The following is an 18,623-nucleotide window of genomic DNA, read 5'->3' on the forward strand; positions in this document are numbered from 1 at the left end:
CCGCCCCCTTCCGCGCCGACATCACAGGAACTCCCCGCTCCGGTCGGTCCGCAGCCGCTCCAGCACCACCAGGGCCACCGCGCACACCAGCATCAGAATCGTCGAAAGGGCCATCGCCTGGCCGTAGTTCAGCTCGCCGGGGCGGGCCACCAGCTTGGCGACCGCCACCGGCAGCGTCGGCTGGTCCGGCCGCGCGATGAACACCGTCGCCCCGTACTCGCCCAGCGACACCGCGAACGCGAACCCCGACGCGACCAGCACCGCCCGCCGCACCAGCGGCAGATCCACCTCCCGCCACACCCGCCACGGGGACGCCCCGAGCACCGCCGCCGCCTCCCGCAGCCGCCCGTCCACCGCCCGCAGCACCGGCAGCATGATCCGCACCACGAACGGCACCCCCACCAGGGCCTGGGCGAGCGGCACCAGGATCCAGGTGGCCCGCAGATCCAGCGGGGGTTCGTCCAGCGCGATCAGGAACCCGAAGCCGACGGTCACCGCGGACACCCCGAGCGGCAGCATCAGCAGCGCGTCGAACCCGCGCACCAGCCGCCCCGCGTCCCGCCGCGCCAGCGCCGCCGCGGCCAGCCCGCCGACCAGCAGCGCGATGACGGTGGCGACGGCGGCGTACGCCAGCGAGTTGCCGATGGCGTGGATCGGCGGGACCAGGAACACCTCGGACTCCGCCGAGGCCAGCGCCCGGTAGTAGGCGAACCCGGACCCTTCCAGCGAGCGCCGCACCAGCACCCCGAGCGGCAGCAGGATCAGCGCGACGACGACCGCCAGCACCCCGGCGAGCAGCGCCCACTGCCCGGCGCCGCGCGGACGCCGGGCGGTCCCGGCCGGGTCGACCAGCCGCAGCGCGCTCTCCCGCCGCCGCACGGTCCAGGCGTGCACGGCGAGGATGCCGCCCACCGCCGCGAACTGGACGACCGTCAGCACGGCCGCCGTGGACAGATCGAAGAGCTGCGAGGTCTGCCGGTAGATCTCCACCTCAAGGGTGGCGAAGGTGGGCCCGCCGAGGATCTGCACCACCCCGAACGAGGTGAAGGTGAAGAGGAACACCATCAGCGCGGCGGCGGCCACCGCCGGTCCCAGCGCCGGCAGGGTCACCCTCCGCCAGGCGGCCAGGGGCGACGCCCCGAGCATCCGCGCCGCCTCCTCCTGCCGGGGATCGAGCTGCGCCCACAGCCCTCCCACGGTCCGGACGACGACCGCGTAGTTGAAGAAGACATGCGCCAGCAGGATCGCCCACACGGTGGTGTCCAGCCGGACGCCCCACCACTCGTCCAGCAGCCCGCCGCGCCCGAGCAGCGCCAGGAACGCCGTGCCGACCACCACCGTCGGCAGCACGAACGGCACGGTGACCACCGCCCGGAGCACCTGCTTGCCGGGGAAGTCGAGGCGGGCGAAGACATAGGCGCCGGGCAGGGCGATCAGCAGAGTCAGCGCGGTGGAGGCGAGCGCCTGCCAGGTGGTGAACCAGAGCACCTGCCGGACGCCGGACTCCCCCAGCACCTCCCAGACCCGCCCCGCCTGCCAGACCCCGTCGACCCGCAGCCCCCGGGTGAGGATCGCGGCGACGGGATAGGCGAAGAAGACCCCGAAGAACCCGGCGGGCACGACCAGCAGCGCGAGCCGGACCAGCCCCCGCCGGGCCCTCGGGGAGCGCGCTACTTCAGTACCAGCGACGTCCATGCCTTGACCCAGTCGTCCCGGTGGTCGGCGATCTTCGCCGCGTCCATGGTCTCGGGGTCGGCGATCCGCGGCCCGTACCGGCTGAACACCTCGGGCACCTGGGCGCCCTCGACCACCGGGTACACGAACATGTTCAGCGGCATGTCCTGCTGGAACTCCTTGCCGATCAGGAAGTCCAGCAGCGCCTTGCCGCCCTCGGCGTTCTCCGCGTTGCTCAGCAGCCCCGCGTACTCGATCTGCCGGAAGCAGGTGCCGTCGGCGACCCCGGTCGGCGCGTCCTTGGGCTGCGGATCCGCGTACACCACCTCGACGGGCGGCGAGGAGGCGTACGACACCACCAGCGGCCGGTCACCGCCCGCCGCCCTGCCACCGGCCGAGCCGGAGAACTCCTGGTTGTAGGCGGTCTCCCAACTGTCGACGACCTTGACGCCGTTGTCCGTGAGCTTCTGCCAGTACCCCTGCCAGCCGTCGTCGCCGTACTTCGCCGCCGTGCCGAGCAGGAAGCCGAGGCCGGGCGAGGAGGTGGAGGCGTTCTCGGTGACCAGCAGGTCCTTGTACTGCGGCTTCACCAGATCGTCGAAGGTGCGGGGCGGGTCGAGATCGCGCTCGGCGAAGTACGCCTTGTCGTAGTTGACGCAGATGTCGCCGGTGTCGACGGGCGTGACCCGGTTTCCGGTGGCGTCGGCGCGGAAGGCGGGCTCGACCGTGTCGGCGCCCTTGGCCTCGTACGGCTGGAAGAGGCCGTTGTCCAGGGCGCGGGAGAGCAGGGTGTTGTCGACGCCGAAGAAGACATCGCCCTGCGGGTTGTCCTTGGTGAGGATCGCCTTGTTGACCGCCGTACCGGCGTCCCCGTCCTCCAGGACCTTGACCGTGTACCCGGACCGCTCCCGGAAGTCGGCGAGGACCTCCTTGGACACGGCCCAGGAGTCATGGCTGATCAGCGTGACGGTCTTCGATCCGCCGCCCGATGCCGACCCGGCATCGGAGCCGGACGCCCCCGAACCGCAGGCGGCCAGCGTGACCATCCCGAGCCCGGCGCCGACCGCGGCCACCGTTCTGACCCTGCTGCTCATCTGACGAGTGATGCTCACTGAATGTCCTCCTGGGTGACCAGGAAGAGACGCGGCCCCGCCCGGGACCGACGAGACGGGTTCCCGGGCAGGGCGCAACAGCATGAGTGACGACCGATCTCCCTACCCAGAATGACCTGGGCGAGGTTCAGAGGGTCTGCGGCCCACCGTGTCCTGACGGCTGCCGCACTCTCAGCGCTGTGGCGCTCCCCTGCCGGATTACGAGTATGAAGATATGTACGGATGTACGACGTCAGACTCTACCGCTCGGTGGCCGCGAGCTGACCGCACGCCCCGTCGATCTCCTGCCCCCGGGTGTCCCGGACAGTCACCGGCACCCCATGGGCGGCGATGGCCTCCACGAACGCCTTCTCGTCCTCGGGCCGGGAGGCGGTCCACTTGGACCCCGGTGTCGGGTTCAGCGGGATCAGGTTCACATGCACGGGCCGCCCCTTGAGCAGCCGCCCGAGCCGGTCGCCCCGCCACGCCTGGTCGTTGATGTCCCGGATCAGCGCGTACTCGATGGACAGCCGCCGCCCGGACCGCTCCGCGTATCCGAACCCGGCGTCGAGCACCTCGCGGACCTTCCAGCGGGTGTTCACCGGCACCAGGGTGTCGCGCAGCTCGTCGTCGGGCGCGTGCAGCGAGATGGCCAGACGGCACTTGAAGCCCTCGTCGGCGAACCGGTGGATGGCGGGCACCAGCCCGACCGTCGACACGGTGATCCCGCGCTGGGACAGCCCCACACCGTCCGGCGCCGGATCGGTCAGCGCCCGGATGGCCCCGACGACCCGCCGGTAGTTGGCGAGCGGCTCGCCCATGCCCATGAAGACGATGTTGGACAGCCGCGCGGGCCCGCCCGGCACATCCCCGTCCCGCAGCGCCCGCATGCCGTCGACGATCTGGTGCACGATCTCGGCGGTCGACAGGTTCCGGTCCAGCCCGGCCTGTCCGGTGGCGCAGAACGGGCAGTTCATCCCGCATCCGGCCTGCGAGCTGATGCACATGGTGACCCGGTCCGGGTACCGCATCAGCACCGACTCCACCAGCGTCCCGTCGAACAGCCGCCACAGGGTCTTGCGGGTCGTCCCCTCGTCCGTCGACAGATGCCGGACGACGGTCATCAGCTCCGGCAGCAGCGCCTCGCGCAGCCGCTCACGGGACCCGGCGGGGATGTCCGTCCACTGCTCGGGCTCGTGCGCGTACCGCGCGAAGTAGTGCTGCGAGAGCTGCTTGGCGCGAAAGGGCTTCTCCCCGATCTGCGCCACCGCCTCCTTGCGCTCGGCGGGCGAGAGATCGGCGAGATGCCGCGGCGGCTTCTTGGCTCCGCGCGGCGCGACAAAGGTGAGTTCTCCGGGCTTAGGCATGGCCCTACCAGTGTCGCAGACTCCCGGGCCGCCCCAGGCGGCCTGTGGATAACTCCGGCCGGGCGGTATCGCCGCAGGTCAGGAGGGTGCCTGGGCGATCTCGTCGCGCAGGGCCGCGAGATCGCGTTCGAGGCGGCGGTAGTGGTCGGTTACGGTCTCGTCCGCCGTCGGCCGGACCCGGCCCCGCTCCAGGGCCGTGAGGCGGTCGCCGAGGGTGGCGAGGGCGACCTGGCGGACATGCCAGCCGGGGGTGCCGCGGGTCGCCGCCAGCTCGTCCTCGGCGGCCCGGTGCGCGGGGTGGATCCGGGCCCGCAGCGGCGCCAGGTCCGCCCGGGTCCGCGTCAGCCCCTCGCGCAGCGCGATCACCGCCTCGGCGGCGCCGACCACCCGGTCGCCGATGTCCGGCATGGTCTCCACGAAGTCGACCAGTTCCTCCATCAGGGGGATGAGTGTGGCCCGGTCCTCGAAGCCCTTGCCGACGACCCGGACCCGGACGCCCGTGTACTGCGCGGACACCTCGTCCAGCAGGGTGAGGGCCTCGTCGCCCGCCGCCAGATCGTCCTGGGCCGGTTCGGCCGGCAGTCCGTCGTCGCGGCCGAGCATCGCCCTGGTGTCCGCCACCTCGCGGGCGAGTTCCTCGCGCAGTTCCAGCAGGCCCTGGTGGGCGTCGTCGACGGAGGCCAGGGTGGTGCGCAGACTCTGATCGAACTCCTGGAGCGCCTCGGCCGCCGCCCGCTCCAGCCGCTCCTGCCGCGCCGCCCGGCGTCTGGCCCACATACGGCTCCACCCCTCCCGGTCCCCGTGACGGCGATCATAGGGAGGACCCGGAGGGGTGGAGCAAACGTTCACTCAGGAAGCAGCCGAAGACGCCGCCCGGGACTCAGCCGGAGCCGACGAACACCACCATCAGCAGCCACACCACCGGCGCCGTCGGCAGCAGCGAGTCCAGCCGGTCCATGATCCCGCCGTGACCCGGCAGCAGCGTGCCCATGTCCTTGATGCCCAGGTCCCGCTTGATCATGGACTCGCCCAGGTCACCGAGGGTGGCGCTGGCCGCGACCGCGAGGCCGAGGAGCAGGCCCTGCCACCAGGCGCCGCCGTCGATCAGGAACTCCATGCACAGCGCGCCCGCCACCATGGCGAAGGCGACCGCGCCGAGCAGGCCCTCGCGGGTCTTGCCGGGGCTGATCCGCGGGGCGAGCTTGTGGCTGCCGAACCGCCAGCCGATCGCGTACGCCCCGGTGTCGCTGACGACGGTGAGCAGCAGAAACGTCAGCACCCGCTGCGGGCCGTCGTCGGCGGTCAGCAGCATCGCCACGAAGGTCGCCAGGAACGGCACGTAGAACGCGGCGAAGACGCCCGCGGTGACGTCCTTGAGATAGCCCTCCGGCGGTTCGGTCATCCGCCAGACCAGCACCGCGAGCGCGGTCAGCGCCATCGCCACCCAGGCGCCCTCGGCGCCCCGCACATACCCGGCGACGACCATGGCCGCGCCGCCCACCGCCAGCGGCACCAGCGGCGCCTTGATGCCCTTGCGCTCGTCCAGGCGCCGGGTCAGTTCCCACAGCCCGACCACCACGGCGACCGCTATCACCCCGATGAACGCGGCCTTGACGAAGAACAGCGAGGCCAGGATGACCGCGCCGAGCCCGACCCCGACCCCTATGGCCGCACCCAGGTCCCGGCCCGCGTTCTTCTTCTGCGGTGCGGGCGCCGGCTGCGGGGCGTCGGGCATGGGCTCCGGATTCTGCGGCACCGCCGCAGGGGGCTGCGCCGACGGGGTCTCGTCGCGGAACATCGGGTCGCGGGACGTCGGGTCGTGAAGCATCTGGTCGTGGAGCATCTGGTCGCGGTACGGCTCGTCGCGGTACGGCCGGCCGTCGCGAGGGGTCTGGTCGTCGCGGTACATCTGGTCACGGAACAGGGGGCCGCCCAGTCGAGCGGTCCCCCGGTCCTCATCCTGGTCACCGCCGTACGCGGGCAGGTCGGGCACGATGGGCATGGGGCGAGTGTGCTGCGCCTGCTGCGCATCGTACGCGGGACCCGCCGGGGCAGCCCCCTGGACAGGTCCGTGCTCGGTGGGCCCCCAGTACCCGGTCTGTCCGGGCCCGGTCGGTGCCCCCCAGGAAGAGTTGTCCATCAGACTTCGAGCAGCTCCGCTTCCTTGTGCTTGAGAAGCTCGTCCACCTGGGCGACGTACTTGGCGGTGGTGTCGTCGAGTTCCTTCTCCGCGCGGCGGCCCTCGTCCTCGCCGACCTCGCCGTCCTTGATCAGCTTGTCGATGGCGTCCTTGGCCTTGCGGCGCACGGCGCGGATGGACACCTTGGCGTCCTCGCCCTTGCCCTTGGCGACCTTGATGTAGTCGCGGCGGCGCTCCTCGGTCAGCTCGGGGAACACCACCCGGATGATGTTGCCGTCGTTGCTGGGGTTGACCCCGAGGTCGGAGTCGCGGATCGCCTGCTCGATATTGCGCAGGGCGGTCTTGTCGAACGGGGTGACGACAGCCATCCGCGGCTCCGGCACGGAGAACGAGGCCAACTGGTTGATCGGGGTGGGCGCCCCGTAGTAGTCCGCCACGATCTTGTTGAACATCGCGGGGTGGGCCCGGCCGGTGCGGATCGCGGCGAAGTCCTCCTTGGCGACGACGACGGCCTTCTCCATCTTCTCCTCGGCTTCGAGGAGGGTCTCTTCGATCACCACTTGCTCCTGCGTGTTGAGAGTCGGCCCGGCCGCGTCCGCGAGTGGGCGGCCGGCTGCGTCGCGTCTTGTTGCTGCACGGTTCCCGAGGGTCCGGTCATTGTCCATCCTCCGGTCGGGGTCCGTGCCCGGCGGGGTCGTCCCCCGGTCAGGCCCGGCTGTCCTGGTCGCCCACCAGCGTGCCGATCTTCTCACCCTTGACGGCCCGCGCGATATTGCCCTCGGTCAGCAGCTCGAAGACCAGGATCGGCAGCTTGTTGTCACGGCACAGGGTGACGGCGGTGGCGTCGGCGACCTTGAGGTCGCGGGTGATGACCTCGCCGTAGCCGAGCGCGTCGAACTTGACCGCGTCCGGGTTGGTCTTCGGGTCGGAGTCGTACACCCCGTCGACGCCGTTCTTGCCCATCAGCAGGGCCTCGGCGTCGATCTCCAGGGCGCGCTGGGCGGCGGTGGTGTCGGTGGAGAAGTACGGCATGCCCATACCGGCGCCGAAGATCACGACCCGGCCCTTCTCCAGATGGCGCACGGCCCGCAGCGGGATGTAGGGCTCGGCGACCTGGCCCATGGTGATGGCGGTCTGCACCCGGGACTGGATGCCCTCTTTCTCCAGGAAGTCCTGGAGGGCGAGGCAGTTCATGACGGTGCCCAGCATGCCCATGTAGTCGGAGCGGGCCCGGTCCATGCCGCGCTGCTGGAGTTCGGCGCCGCGGAAGAAGTTGCCGCCGCCGATGACGACGGCGATCTGGGCGCCGTCCCGGACGACCGCGGCGATCTCGCGGGCGATCTTGTGCACCACGTCCGGGTCGACACCGAGGCCCCCGCCACCGGCGAATGCCTCTCCGGAGAGTTTCAGCAGAAACCGGCCGCGTACTTTGCCGTCGTCGCTCTTCTGGGCCTTGGTGGTCATCGGTTATCCCGCCTCTTTCACATGGTGCACATACCAAGAAGGCCATTGCCGGTGGGGGGTGGTGGCTCCCATGCGCGGCAATGGCCTCCTCGTCAGATCTGCCGTCGTCCGCGACGCGCGCGTGCGGGACGCAGTGCGCGGGTGGCGCGGACGGCTCCCGTCGACCCTAGCGGGATTCCGCCGGGGATCGCGCGTCGATCGCGGTTACGGACGCGGACGGACTCAGATGCCGACCTTGATGCGCGTGAAGCGCTTCAGGGTGACACCGGCCTCGTCCAGGACCTTCTGGACGGACTTCTTGGGGTCGAGCGCGTACGCCTGGCCGAGCAGGGTGGCGTCCCGGTAGAAGCCGTTGACGCGGCCCTCGACGATCTTGGCGATCGCGGCCTCGGGCTTGCCCTCGGCGCGGGTGGTCTCCTCGGCGATGCGGCGCTCGTTCTCCACCACGTCGGCCGGGATGTCCTCCTTGGAGAGGTACTGCGGCGCGAACGCGGCGATGTGCTGGGCGACGCCCTTGGCGGCCTCGGCGTTCGGCTTGTCCAGCTCGACCAGGACACCGATCTGCGGGGGCAGGTCGGGCATGGTGCGGTGCATGTACGCGGCGACGAAGCCGTCGGAGAACACCGCGAAGCGGTCCAGGACGATCTTCTCGCCGAGGTTGGCGTTGGCCTCGTCGACGTACGCCTGGACGGTCTTGCCGGCCTCGATCTCGGAGGCGAGCAGCGCGGCCAGGTCGGCCGGGGAGGTCTTGGCGACGTGCTCGGCGATGGTCTGGGCGACGGCCTGGAACTTCTCGCCCTTGGCGACGAAGTCCGTCTCGCACTTCAGCTCGACCAGGACGCCGGAGGAGTTGTCGTCGGCGATGATCGAGACCACGGCGCCGTTCTCGGCGGAGCGGCCCTCGCGCTTGGCGACGCCCTTCTGGCCCTTGATGCGCAGGGCCTCGACGGCCTTGTCGACATCGCCGTCGGCCTCGTCGAGGGCCTTCTTGCAGTCCATCATGCCGGCGCCGGTCAGCTCACGGAGCTTCTTGACGTCGGCGGCGGTGTAGTTCGCCATGAGTCTGTGAGTCTTTCTCGAAGTCTGGGAGATCTTCTCGAACGTCTGGAAGATCGAAGGTCCGCACGGTCCGCGGCGCCCTGGTGCGCGGGGAACCGGTTCCCCGGGTGCAGGGGCCCGCGAACGGTGTGCCGGCCTACGGGTGAACGGCGGGGGCGGACTTCATGAGCACCGCCCCCACCGTCGACATGGCTGGGGGATCAGCCCTGCTCGGCGTCCGCGGCGGGAGCCTCGGGGGCCTCGGCGGCGGCGGGCGCCTCCTCGGCGGCGGGGGCCTCGGCGGCCGGCGCGTCCTCGGCGGGGGCCTCGGCAGCGGCCTCGGCCGGGGCGTCGGCAGCGGCGGCCTCAGCGGCGGCAGGGGCCTCAGCGGCGGCGGGGGCTGCCTCGTCGGCCTTCTTCTCGCCCTCCAGCAGCTCGCGCTCCCACGCGGCGAGCGGCTCACCGGCGGCCTTCTCGCCCTTGTCACCGGTGGCGACACCGGAGCGGGAGATGAGGCCCTCGGCGACGGCGTCGGCGATCACCCGGGTGAGCAGGGTGACGGAGCGGATCGCGTCGTCGTTGCCCGGGATCTTGTAGTCGACCTCGTCGGGGTCGCAGTTGGTGTCGAGGATGGCGACGACCGGGATGTTGAGCTTCCGGGCCTCGCCGACCGCGATGTGCTCCTTCTTGGTGTCCACGATCCAGACGGCGCTGGGCACCTTGGACATCTCGCGGATACCGCCGAGGGTCTTCTCCAGCTTGGCCTTCTCGCGCGAGAGCACGAGAAGCTCCTTCTTGGTCAGACCGGAGGAGGCGACGTCCTCGAAGTCGATCTGCTCCAGCTCCTTGAGGCGCTGGAGGCGCTTGTAGACGGTCGAGAAGTTGGTGAGCATGCCGCCCAGCCAGCGCTGGTTGACGAAGGGCATGCCGACGCGGGTGGCCTGCTCCGCGATGGCCTCCTGCGCCTGCTTCTTCGTACCGACGAACATGACCGTGCCGCCGTGGGCGACGGTCTCCTTGACGAACTCGTAGGCGCGGTCGATGTACGACAGCGACTGGAGCAGGTCGATGATGTAGATGCCGTTGCGCTCGGTGAAGATGAAGCGCTTCATCTTCGGGTTCCAACGGCGGGTCTGGTGACCGAAGTGGACGCCGCTTTCCAGCAGCTCCCGCATCGTGACGACGGCCATGGCCGTGTTCTCCTTGATTTCTCGGTTGTGCCGCGGATGCCGGACGGCTTCCGCGCCTGACGCCCGCTGACGCGCCGTGCCACGAGGGACCGAGGGGCGCTGACCGGGACCGTTTCCGGTCGCCGTGCCGGGGCGTGCGAAGTCGACCCGGTGGCCCGGGTCGCCACCAGAAGTGTACGGGACCCGCGAGGCACCGGGTGACGCCGTTGTCCACAACCCCGGAGTTGTGCACAGGTCCCGGCGGGGATCGCGGAGATCGGCGAGCGTGGAGGCATGACCGCCTCCCGGCGCCCGGTCGGCGCCCTGCTGCTGATGGTGCTGGCCCTGGCCCTGGCCCTGGCGCCGGTGCTGCTGCCCGGCGTGGCCGGGGCGAGCCCGCCGACGCCGGTTCCGGTGCGCGCGGCCGGCTGGCCGGTGGGCGACCCGCCCCGGGTGCTGCGTGGCTGGGATCCGCCCTTGACGCGGTACGGGGGAGGCCATCGCGGGGTGGATCTGGGGGCGCCCGCGGGTACCCCGGTGCGGTCCCCGGTCCCGGGGCGGGTGGCCTTCGCCGGGCGGGTCGGGGGCAAGGGCGTGATCACGGTGGAGCACCCGGGCACGGGGGTCCCGCCGCTGCGGACCACCTATGAGCCGGTGCGGGCGGCGCTCCGCGCGGGCGACCGGGTGGCGGCCGGCACCCCGCTGGGCACCCTGGAGGCCACCGGCCCCTCGCACTGCGCGGCCCGCTGTCTGCACTGGGGGCTGCGCCGCGCGGAGACCTATCTGAACCCCCTGTCGCTGCTGCCCGCCCACCTCAAGGGCGGAATCCGGCCACGGCTGCTGCCGGTGCACGGAGTGCCGGTGGCGGGGCCCGGGGACACCCCTGGGCGCGCCGGTCACCCCGGGGCCCCGGAAGGGGAAGCCCCGCCGGGCGGGGAACCGGGCGGGGAACCGGGCGGGGCGCCCGCCGGACGGCGTGCCCCGTCAGGCACGCGTGGTCGTCAGCCCGGTCAGCCGGACCGTGGCGATCTCCCACGGGCGCAGCGCCAGCTCCGCCGACCCCGGTGCGGCGCCCGGGACGGGACCGGTGTCGGGGCCGGTGGCGTGGCCGAGGAGGTCGGTGCGGTGGGCATCGGTGAAGGGGCCCCGCAGCAGGGCGCGGCCGGGTTCCGGGTTCAGGGCGACCATCCGGGCCTCGACGGCGTCGCCCCGGCGGCGCAGGGCGGTGAGGGTGGCGCCCTCGACGGTGAGGCCCTCGGCGCGGGCGGGCGGCGCGGAGGGGTCGCCGGTGCCCGGGGTGGCGTGCAGCGGGTGGCGGAAGCGCTCGGCGGCGTCGGGCAGGGCGGCCGACCGCCAGTCGCCCGCGTGCGGGAGAACGGCGAGGGAGACGGTGGTGACGCCGGGCATCTGGGCGGCCGGGGTGGCGATCTGCGGGCCCGCGGGCTCCTCGCGGTAGGGGTGGACGTTGCGGCTGAGCCAGCCGGTGGCGCGGAGCACGGTGAGGGCGAGTTCCCGGTCGAGCAGCTCGTACTCGGACGCCTGGGTGAGGAGCAGGCCCGCGCCGCCCGCGGCGACGAAACCGTGTGCCGGGAAGGTGGGCAGCGGGTGTTCGCTGAAGCCGCCCTCGGCGGTCCGGCCGCGTTCCACGACCGCGAACTGTCCCTCCGCGCTGGAGGTGGCGGCGGGGCGGGCCAGCGGGATGTGGAGCCGGACCCGGTGGTCGAGGGAGGCGTTGTCGAGGGTGAGACCGAGCCGGACGAAGGGCTCACCGGCCCGCAGCTCGACGTCCATGAGGACGGTGCCGGGCCGGGTGTCGGCGGTGCGCCGGTCGGCGTCGCGGTCGACGGCGGCGGGCCAGTCGTAGACGCGTTCGACGGTGAGCGCGGTGCGCAGGGGGCCCTCGGCGGTGGGCGGGGTGACGCGGACCGCGCGGGGGGTGTCGACCAGGGTGTCGGTGGCGGGCGGGGCGTAGTTGTAGGTGTCGCCGCGGTCGCCGCCGTCGGTGAGGCGGCCGACGCCGTCCAGGACGGTGCCGTCGCGGGAGACCACCCGGAGGGTGCCGTCGTCCCGGACGGTGACGGTGACCAGGCCGTTGCTGAGGGTGCGGCCGTCGCGGTGGACGGGGGCGGGGACCGGGACCTCGCCCCGGGTCACCCGCAGGGAGGTCCAGCCGAGCGCGGGGACGCGAGCGGCGCAGGTGAGGGTGCGGTGGGGGGCGCGCAGGATGCGGACGGTCCACTCGCCGTCGGCGCCGGTGACGGCGGTGCGGACGGCGGCCACGTCGAAGGGGGTGTCGCCGCCGTACCGGGCGACGGTGAAGGCGAGAATGCGGCGGCCGGGGTCGCAGGTCCAGTGGGTGATCTCGGCGCCGAAGAGTTCCCGGCCGTGGATGCGGGGGAGGAAGGCGGGCAGGGCGGCGCCGGGGTGGCGCTCCTCCAGCAGGACCCGCGGGGCGCGGTGCTCGGTCTGGGCGGGGAGCCGGGTGCCGTCGGCGAGTTCGACACCGATCGCGTCCCAGTCGCCGGGGACCTCGATGTCGACGGTGATCAGGTCCTCGCGTTCGGCCGGGGTGGGGTTGAGGACGAGGACGGCGTCCCGGGCGACCCGGCGGGCCAGTCCCGCGGCGACCCGGTCGCGGACGGCCTGCCCGAGGTGCTCGGCCTCGCTGATCCGGGCGTGGACCTGGACGGCGGTCTCGTCGACGCCGCAGCCGGTGACGGAGTCGTGCCCGGAGGCGTCGATCAGCCGCCACCAGGCCAGGTCGAGGAAGCGCTCGGGCCACTCGTGCGACCAGAGCGCGGCGAACGGCTCGGCGTACCGCTCGACCAGCCGTTCGGCGCGGCCCATGGCCTGCTTGAGGTGGGGGCGCACGGAGAGCACGCCGGGCAGGATGTTGGCGCGGGCGTGGCTGCGCAGCTCGCCCTCGACGACCGGCAGCGCCCGGTCGTGCGGGTCGCGGCCCCGGATGTAGTCGTCCAGGGTGACGATCCGTACGTCGACCTCGGTCGGGTCGAGTCCGGCGACCAGGTCGACCAGGGAGCCGACCGGCGCGGAGTGGTCGGTGCCGTACATGGCGAGGACGGGGTCGGTGCCGAAGGACGGCTTGAGGCGGTGGCCGAGGGCGGTCATCCGCTCGGCGAAGTGCCCGGGGTCGGCGAAGACATAGGCGGCGTTGCCGTATCCCCCGGCGAGGTACTCGGTGCGGACGGAGCTGCCGTCGGGGGCCCGCCAGCGGAAGGCGTGGCCGGGCACCCCGTCGGGCACGCCGCGCCAGAGGCAGGCGTGGTCGAGGCCGGCGGCGGCGAGGATCTGCGGCATCTGGGCGCAGTGCCCGAACATGTCGGGGAGGTAGCCGACGGCCATGGAGCCGCCGAGTTCATCCGCGCGGCGCAGGCCCAGTTCCAGGTTGCGGACGATGTTCTCGCCGGAGCAGAGGAACTCGTCCAGCAGGATCTGCCAGGGGCCGACGGCGAGGCGGCCCGCGCGGACCAGTGCGGCGATCCGGTCGCGGTGCTCGCCGCGGACCTCCAGATAGTCGTCGACGGCGGCCATCTGGCCGTCGAGGGTGAAGCGGAAGCGGTCGTCGGCCTCGGCGCGGTCGAGGACCTCGTCCAGGAGGTCGACCAGGCGCAGCCGGAACCGCTGGAAGGGCTCGTACCACTCGCGGTCCCAGTGGGTGTGGGGGACGAGGCGGACGTCGGGGGTGTCGGTCATGGCGTGGGGGCCTCGCTGTCGTGGGGCGCGGGGAGCGGGGTGAAGGTGAGGACGAGGCTCGCCCGGTGCGGGTGGAGCCGGTGGTGGGGCAGGACGCCGGGGCCGCAGGCGGCGGTGCCGAGGCCGTGCTGGGCGATGTCGAGGTTGAGGTGGAGGTGGTCGGAGGGGACGAGATCGGTGGTGTGGCGGGCGGCGTCGAGGTCCTCGGAGGTCCAGCGGCGGGCGGTGAAGGCGAAGTGGGGTTCGCCGTCGATCCGCAGCCCGGTGCCGTCGGGGCCGGTGAGGAGGAGGTGGCGGACGTTGAGCCGGTTGCCGTTCTCCTGGGGGAAGACATTGGGCGTCTGGAGGGCGTCGACGGTGGTGGTGAAGCGGCCGACGCGGGCGGCCTGCCGGAAGTCGGCGTACGCCTCGCCGGGGCCGCGGCCGAACCACTCGGCGGTGCCGAGGGTGCCGGGCAGGGCCATCCTGAGGCCGAGCCGGGGCAGGGTACAGGGCCAGTCGCCCTCGGGTTCGACGTCGAGCCGCAGCCGCAGCCGGCCGGGGTCGGCGTTCCAGCGGTAGTCGGCGCGCATGCCGAAGGCGAGTCCGGCGGGGGCGACGCGGGTGCGGACGAGGAGGGTGGTGCCGTCGGTGGCGAGGTCGAGAAGGCGGTGCTGGAGCCGGTGGAGTCCGGCGGCCCGCCAGGTCTGCTCCTCGGGGGCGTCGGCGGCCCGGTCGTTGTCGACGGGGGCCCGCCACAGGTCGAGGCGGGGGCCGTCGGCGGGGAGGGCGCCGAGGGCGGTGAGGTGTCCGGTGCGGGCGTCGAAGCGGCCGGGGCCTAGCCGCAGGGCGGGCCGCGGCGCGGGCCGCAGCGCGGGCCGCTCGGTGCCGGGGGTGTCGGGGGTCTTGGCAGTGCCGTAGGTCTTGGCGGGGCCGGAGGTCTCTTCGGTGTCGGCCGTGCGGACGGGGGCGTCGGAGGCGGGTGGGGGCGGGGGCGGGGCGGGGGTGATGGGGAGTTGGCCCCAGGCGACCACATGTCCGGCCGCCGCCCAGGCGGTGTCCCCGGCGAGCCGGGCGCGGACGGTGAGCCAGCTCTCGGCGGTGGTGGCCGGGAGCGGGGGCGGGGCGAGATCGGCGGCGGCGCCGGGCGGGAGCGCGGGGACGTCGAGGGTGCCCCCGGCGATCTCGGTGCCTTCTTCCTCCAGGGTCCAGTCGAAGGTGAGGTGGTCGAGGGGGACGCAGTCGTGGAGGTTGGTGATCCGCAGTCCGCCGGGGGCGGCGGTGATCCGGACCGGTTCGAAGACCTTGGCGAATTCGATGAGCGCGGGTGAGGGGGTGCGGTCGGGGTGGAGCATGCCGTCGATGACGAAGTTGCCGTCGTGCAGCGGCTCGCCGAAGTCGCCGCCGTAGGCGAAGTAGGGGCGGCCCCGGTCGTCGTGGCGGGCGATGCCGTGGTCGAGCCACTCCCAGACGAAGCCGCCCTGGCAGCGCTCGTGCCGTTCGAAGAGGTCGCGGTACTCGACCAGGCCGCCCGGCCCCGTCCCCATGGCATGCGCGAACTCGCAGAGGATGAAGGGGAGTTCCCGGCTGCGCGGGGAGCCCAGCTCGCCGCGCCCGATCCGGTCGACGTCCTCGTGCGGGGTGTACATCCGGCTGTGCACATCGACGTACGCGCAGTCCGCGTCGCCCTCGTAGTGCAGGGGACGGCCGGGGTCGCGGCGGCGGGTCCAGTCGGCGGTGGCGGCGAGATTGCGGCCGGTGTGGGCCTCGTTGCCGAGCGACCACATGATGACGGAGGGGTGGTTCTTGTCGCGTTCGACGGTCCGGGTCATGCGGTCGAGGTAGGCGGCGGCCCAGCGCGGGTCGTCACTGGGGTTGTCGCGCCAGCCGAGTTCGGAGAAGCCGTGGGTCTCCAGGTCGCATTCGTCGATCACCCACAGCCCATACCGGTCGCACAGGTCGAGGAACCCGGGGTCGGGCGGGTAGTGGCTGGTGCGGACGGCGTTGACGTTGTGCCGTTTCATCAGCTCGATGTCGGCGACGGCCCACGCCTGGGGCAGCGCCCGGCCCAGCTCGGGGTGGAACTCGTGCCGGTTGACGCCCCGGAAGACGATCCGCCGTCCGTTGACCCTGAGGACGCCGTCCTCGATGGCGACGGTGCGGAAGCCGACGCGCACGGGGACGCGTTCGGCGGCGGTGTGGACCTCGCCGTCGTAGAGGCGGGGGCTCTCCGCGCTCCAGGGCTGTACGGGCACCTCGGCAGGCTGCCCGGCGGGCAGGGCGTCGATGCCGAGTGCGGAGACGGTGACGCGGACGCCGGGGTCGGCGTCGAGGCGGAGGGTGCCGAGGCCGGTGGTGTGGTCGTAGTCCGCCTGGAGGGTGTAGTCGCGGACGCCGCCGTCGGGGCGGGCCAGCAGGGTGACGTCCCGGAAGATCCCGGACAGCCACCACATGTCCTGGTCCTCCAGATAGCTTCCGGCGGACCACTGGTGGACGCGGACGGCGAGCACATTGCCGCGCGGGCGCAGCAGCGGGCCGACGGCGAACTCGGAGGGCAGCCTGCTGCCGGTCGTGATGCCGAGTTCGGTGCCGTTGAGCCAGATCCGGCCGCAGGAGTCGATGCCGTCGAAGCGGAGCACGGCGGGGCCGGCGGGCCAGTCGTCGGGGAGGTCGAAGGTGAGGCGGTGGTCGCCGGTGGGGTTGTCGGAGGGCGGGGCGGGCGGGGTGACGGGGAAGGGGTAGCGGATGTTGGTGTAGGCGGGGCGGCCGTGGCCGTTGAGCTGCCAGTGGCCGGGGACCGGCAGGGCGTGCCAGGTGGAGTCGTCGTAGGAGTCGTGCTCGATGCCGTCCGGTGCCGCGGCGGCGGAGGGGGAGAGCCGGAAGCGCCAGGGGCCGTTGAGGCTGAGCGCGGCGGCGTCGGAGCGGAAGGCAGCCCGCGGCGGCAGCGCTCCCCGTCCGGGCGCGGGGTCGTGGAGGTAGGGGGGCTCGGGGGCGGGGAGGTGCGGGGGTTCGGGGTGGCGGAGATGCGGAGGCTCGGGGTTGTCGAGGTGCGGGGGCTCGGGGTCCTGGAGGTGCGGGGGCTCGGGGGCGGGGACGTGCGGGGGCTCGGGGCCGGTCGGCGTACCGCTGGGGGCGGGGGAGGAACCGGACGGGGAGAACAGGGGCGGTGGCACAGGATTCCCTTCAGCCCTTCAGGGCGCCCGCGGCGATGTTCCGGACGAAGTGCCGGGCGCCGAAGAGGAAGACGATCAGCAGGGGCACGACGGCCACGAGGGTGCCCGCCATGACGACGCTGTAGTCGGTCACGTACAGGCCGTTGAGCTGGGCCAGGGCGAGCTGGAGCGTGATGTGCCGGGAGTCGATGAGGACGACCAGCGGCCACAGGAAGTCGTTCCAGGCGTTCACGAAAGCGAAGATACCGAGGAAGGCGAGGGCGGGGCGGAGCATCGGCAGGGCGACGGACCAGTAGGTGCGGAAGAAGCCGCAGCCGTCGATCCGGGCGGCCTCCAGGATCTCGTCGGGCAGGGCGCCGGAGATGTACTGCCGCATCCAGAAGATGCCGAAGGCGTTGGCGGCGGCGGGCACGATGAGCGCCTTGAGGCTGCCCACCCAGCCCAGCTCGGCCATCAGTGAGAACTGCGGGATCGCGGCGAGCTGGGTCGGCACCACGAAGGTGGCCAGCAGCAGCCCGAAGAGCACTTTGCTGCCGGGGAAGGTGTACTTGGCGAAGGTGAACGCGGCGAGCGAGTCGAAGAACAGCACGGCGAGGGTGGTCGCGATCGCCACGATCAGGGTGTTCAGCAGCGAGCCGAAGAAGTCGATCCGGGAGAAGACCTCGCCCACGTTGTGGAAGAGCCGGTCGCCGGGGATCAGCTTGGGCGGTGCGGAGTAGATGTCCCCGGTGGTGTTGGAGGCCATGACGGCCATCCAGTAGTAGGGGAAGAGGGTGATCAGCGCGCCGGTCAGCAGGGCGGCGTACGTCAGGATCCGTCCGCGGGTGGTCATCGGCCGCCCTCCTTGGGGGTGACCTGGCCGCGCTCGGACCGGGTCACCAGTCGCCAGTTGAGGATGGAGAAGAGGACGACGACCACGAAGATGCCCCAGGCGATGGCGGCGCCGTAGCCGAAGTCGTTGTCGGCGAAGGCGGTGCCGTAGAAGTAGAGAACCATGGTCAGTCCGGCGGAGCCGGGGCCGCCGCGGTCGCCGAGCAGCACCTGGGCCTCGGCGAAGGTCTGCATCCCGCCGATCGCCGACATGACCAGCGAGAACAGCAGCACCGGGCGGAGCAGCGGCAGGGTGATGGCGAAGAACGTCCGGACCGGACCGGCCCCGTCGATCCGCGCCGCCTCGTACACCTCGCCGGGCAGGGACTGGAGTCCGGCGAGGAAGATGATCGCGTTGTAGCCGGTCCAGCGCCAGATGATCATCAGGGCGATGGCGCAGCGGATCGCCCAGGGGTCGGTCAGCCAGGGCACCCCGTCGATGCCGAACAGCCCGAGGAACCAGTTGAGGACGCCGAACTGCCCGCTGAAGACCGACCCGAAGACCAGGGACATCGCCACGATCGAGGTGACATTGGGCATGAAGTACGCGATGCGCAGGGCGCCCTTGAAGCGGATGGAGGAGTTCAGGCCGAGCGCGATCAGTAGCGCGAGGACGGTCATCGGGACCGTCGACATCACCCAGATGATCAGAGTGTTGCCGATCGACGTCCAGAACAGATCGTCGGTGAGCAGGAACCGGAAGTTCTCGATCCCCACGTACTCCATCGGCCCGACCCCGTCCCATCGCTGGAAGGCGAGGAAGAGCGAGTAGAGCACCGGGTAGAGCCCGAAGGCGGCGAAGAGCAGGAAGAACGGGGAGACGGCGACGTACTGCGGCAGATACCGCCGGCGGCGGCGCCTGCGCGCGGCGGCGGCGGCGTCGGCGGAGGCACCCCGGCCCACGACGGTCGGGTCCGGCTCGGGCAGCCCGGACCACTCGGACA

At 72.3% G+C, this 18,623-nt stretch carries 13 protein-coding genes, 1 pseudogene and 1 riboswitch; of the genes and pseudogenes, 1 reads left to right on the forward strand and 13 read right to left on the reverse strand.

Annotated elements, in window-relative coordinates; genetic code table 11:
• Window positions 1–21: 21 nt before the first annotated feature.
• The 9 genes from AB0O01_RS23430 to rpsB form a co-directional block, all read right to left on the reverse strand.
• Window positions 22–1,695 carry an iron ABC transporter permease gene (locus tag AB0O01_RS23430; RefSeq protein WP_365316139.1) on the reverse strand — a complete coding sequence of 558 codons (1,674 nt, stop codon included), beginning with the start codon at window positions 1,693–1,695 and terminating at the stop codon, window positions 22–24.
• A complete protein-coding gene (locus tag AB0O01_RS23435) occupies window positions 1,671–2,768 on the reverse strand; it encodes a thiamine ABC transporter substrate-binding protein (protein ID WP_365316437.1) in 1,098 nt (365 codons plus the stop codon). Before AB0O01_RS23435 ends, AB0O01_RS23430 begins: the two co-directional genes overlap by 25 nt.
• A gap of 99 nt (window positions 2,769–2,867) precedes the next feature.
• A riboswitch (TPP riboswitch) is annotated at window positions 2,868–2,988 on the reverse strand.
• Window positions 2,989–3,025: 37 nt separating this feature from the next.
• A complete protein-coding gene (rlmN, locus tag AB0O01_RS23440; RefSeq protein ID WP_365316141.1) occupies window positions 3,026–4,132 on the reverse strand; it encodes a 23S rRNA (adenine(2503)-C(2))-methyltransferase RlmN in 1,107 nt (368 codons plus the stop codon).
• A gap of 78 nt (window positions 4,133–4,210) precedes the next feature.
• Window positions 4,211–4,909 carry a hypothetical protein gene (locus tag AB0O01_RS23445; protein ID WP_365316143.1) on the reverse strand — a complete coding sequence of 233 codons (699 nt, stop codon included), beginning with the start codon at window positions 4,907–4,909 and terminating at the stop codon, window positions 4,211–4,213.
• 103 nt (window positions 4,910–5,012) lie between these two features.
• Entirely contained in the window at window positions 5,013–6,272 is a 1,260-nt protein-coding gene (locus tag AB0O01_RS23450) for a phosphatidate cytidylyltransferase (RefSeq protein ID WP_365316144.1), read from the reverse strand.
• The gene (gene frr / locus AB0O01_RS23455) at window positions 6,272–6,829 is read right to left on the reverse strand and encodes a ribosome recycling factor (protein ID WP_020128692.1); all 558 of its coding nucleotides are present in this window, start codon (window positions 6,827–6,829) and stop codon (window positions 6,272–6,274) included. The genes AB0O01_RS23450 and frr overlap by 1 nt, the downstream gene beginning before the upstream one ends.
• A 148-nt stretch (window positions 6,830–6,977) precedes the next feature.
• Window positions 6,978–7,736 carry a UMP kinase gene (gene pyrH / locus AB0O01_RS23460; protein ID WP_355742704.1) on the reverse strand — a complete coding sequence of 253 codons (759 nt, stop codon included), beginning with the start codon at window positions 7,734–7,736 and terminating at the stop codon, window positions 6,978–6,980.
• 222 nt (window positions 7,737–7,958) lie between these two features.
• A complete protein-coding gene (tsf, locus tag AB0O01_RS23465) occupies window positions 7,959–8,795 on the reverse strand; it encodes a translation elongation factor Ts (RefSeq protein WP_365316147.1) in 837 nt (278 codons plus the stop codon).
• Between the two features lie 200 nt (window positions 8,796–8,995).
• On the reverse strand, window positions 8,996–9,964 hold the full coding sequence (rpsB, locus tag AB0O01_RS23470) for a 30S ribosomal protein S2 (protein ID WP_365316149.1): 969 nt from the start codon (window positions 9,962–9,964) through the stop codon (window positions 8,996–8,998).
• A 273-nt stretch (window positions 9,965–10,237) separates the two neighbouring features.
• Between rpsB and AB0O01_RS23475 the strand changes: the two are divergent.
• Window positions 10,238–10,819, forward strand: a pseudogene (locus tag AB0O01_RS23475) (M23 family metallopeptidase); the annotation flags it as partial.
• Between the two features lie 108 nt (window positions 10,820–10,927).
• Here AB0O01_RS23475 and AB0O01_RS23480 read toward each other — a convergent pair.
• The 4 genes from AB0O01_RS23480 to AB0O01_RS23495 all read right to left on the reverse strand — a co-directional run bounded on the left by AB0O01_RS23480 (window position 10,928) and on the right by AB0O01_RS23495 (window position 18,582).
• The gene (locus tag AB0O01_RS23480; protein WP_365316151.1) at window positions 10,928–13,657 is read right to left on the reverse strand and encodes an alpha-mannosidase; all 2,730 of its coding nucleotides are present in this window, start codon (window positions 13,655–13,657) and stop codon (window positions 10,928–10,930) included.
• On the reverse strand, window positions 13,654–16,581 hold the full coding sequence (locus AB0O01_RS23485; RefSeq protein WP_365316439.1) for a glycoside hydrolase family 2 TIM barrel-domain containing protein: 2,928 nt from the start codon (window positions 16,579–16,581) through the stop codon (window positions 13,654–13,656). The genes AB0O01_RS23480 and AB0O01_RS23485 overlap by 4 nt, the downstream gene beginning before the upstream one ends.
• Window positions 16,582–16,819: 238 nt before the next feature.
• The gene (locus tag AB0O01_RS23490; protein WP_365316152.1) at window positions 16,820–17,641 is read right to left on the reverse strand and encodes a carbohydrate ABC transporter permease; all 822 of its coding nucleotides are present in this window, start codon (window positions 17,639–17,641) and stop codon (window positions 16,820–16,822) included.
• A complete protein-coding gene (locus AB0O01_RS23495) occupies window positions 17,638–18,582 on the reverse strand; it encodes a sugar ABC transporter permease (protein ID WP_365316442.1) in 945 nt (314 codons plus the stop codon). Before AB0O01_RS23495 ends, AB0O01_RS23490 begins: the two co-directional genes overlap by 4 nt.
• Between the last annotated feature and the right edge of the window lie 41 nt (window positions 18,583–18,623).

The sequence above is a fragment of the Streptomyces sp. NPDC093252 genome, assembly GCF_040683675.1.
Lineage (GTDB): Bacteria > Actinomycetota > Actinomycetes > Streptomycetales > Streptomycetaceae > Streptomyces.